The sequence below is a fragment of the Micromonospora sp. KC207 genome, from assembly GCF_004348615.1.
Lineage (GTDB): Bacteria > Actinomycetota > Actinomycetes > Mycobacteriales > Micromonosporaceae > Micromonospora.
Genome location: NZ_SMKJ01000563.1, coordinates 1 through 1,683, shown reverse-complemented (window position 1 = coordinate 1,683; position 1,683 = coordinate 1). Strand labels below are relative to the sequence as shown.

General features: G+C 65.4%; 1 protein-coding gene. It reads right to left on the bottom strand.

What is annotated here, in order from left to right; all coding sequences use genetic code 11:
* Positions 1–1,683 (bottom strand): type I polyketide synthase (locus E1258_RS32490; RefSeq protein ID WP_132407794.1); only part of this gene is annotated, 1,683 nt, incomplete at both ends.

The following is a 1,683-nucleotide window of genomic DNA, read 5'->3' as shown; positions in this document are numbered from 1 at the left end:
TCGATGCGCTTCCCGCCGGCCAGCACGGCCGCCCAGTCCACCGGCACTCCGGCGTTGTGGGCCTGGGCGAGGAACGCGGCGAAAGCGTGCGGCTCGGGCTGCTTGGCCCGCAACGCCGCGGCAAGCACCACATCATCATCCAGGAACGAACGCGCCATCGCCGTGAGCACCGCATCCGGACCCAACTCCAGGAACCGGGTCACCCCCTGCTCCCGCAGAGTACGAACACCATCATGGAAACGGACCGCCTCACGCACATGCCGCACCCAATACGCCGGATCGGTCACCTCATCACCGACCACACCACCGGTCACGTTCGACACGATCGGAATCCGCGGCGACCGGAAATCCACACCACGGGCGACCCGCTCGAACTCCTCCAGCATCGGCTCCATCAACGGCGAATGGAACGCGTGACTGACCGCCAACCACGTCGTCTTACGATCCGGCCACCGAGCCTGAAACTCCCGCAACTCCTCCAACGAACCAGAAACCACCACCGCATTCGGCCCGTTCACCGCCGCCACCGCCACACCAGAAACCTCATCCTCGCTGGCCTGGACCGCCAACATGCCCCCACCAGCAGGCAGAGCACCCATCAACCGGCCCCGCGCCGCGACCAACGCACACGCATCCGCCAACGACAACACACCAGCCACATGCGCGGCCACCAACTCACCAATCGAATGACCCAACAGGAAATCCGGACGGACCCCGAAAGACTCCACCAACCGGAACAACGCCACCTCGACAGCGAACAACGCCGCCTGCGTGACACGCGTGTCATCCAGCCCCGACCCGTCAGCGCACACCAGCGCCTCCCGCACCTCCGGATCGAAATGCCCACACACCTCATCAAAAACCCGCCGGAACAGCGGATACGTCAACCCAGCACCCATCCGCGCACGCTGCGAACCCTGACCCGTGAACAACACCGCGGTCTTCCCCACAACCGGACGACCCGCGAACCGCTCCCCACCGACCAACGCCACCCGACACTCCAGATGCGCACGAGTCGTCGCAGCCGAAAACGCCACATCCAACAAATCCCGCCCCGGCAAAAACGCACGCAACCTCGCCTCCTGCGCCCGCAACGCCTGCTCCGACCTAGCCGACACCAAAATCGGCACCACCGACGGAACCATTACATCCCCCCCGCGCGGAGCCTCCTCAATTTCCCCGCGCGGAGCCTCCTCGAGGATCACGTGCGCGTTCGTGCCACTGATCCCGAACGACGACACACCCGCCCGCCGCGGACGACCACCCACCACCCACGGACGCGCCTGCGTCAACAACTCCACCCGACCCGCCTGCCACTCCACATGCGGCGACGGCGCATCCACATGCAACGTCCGCGGCAACACCCCATGCCGCATCGCCAACACCATCTTGATCACACCCGCCACACCCGCCGCCGCCGACGTGTGACCAATATTCGACTTCACCGACCCCAACCACAACGGCTCCTCACGATCACGCCCATAAGTCGCCAACAACGCCTGCGCCTCAATCGGGTCACCCAACCGCGTACCCGTCCCATGACCCTCAACCACATCCACCTCAGCAGCCGACAACCCCGCAACAGCAAGCGCCTGCCGAATCACCCGCTCCTGCGCCGGACCATTCGGCGCAGTCAACCCATTCGACGCACCATCCTGATTCACCGCACTACCACGCACCACA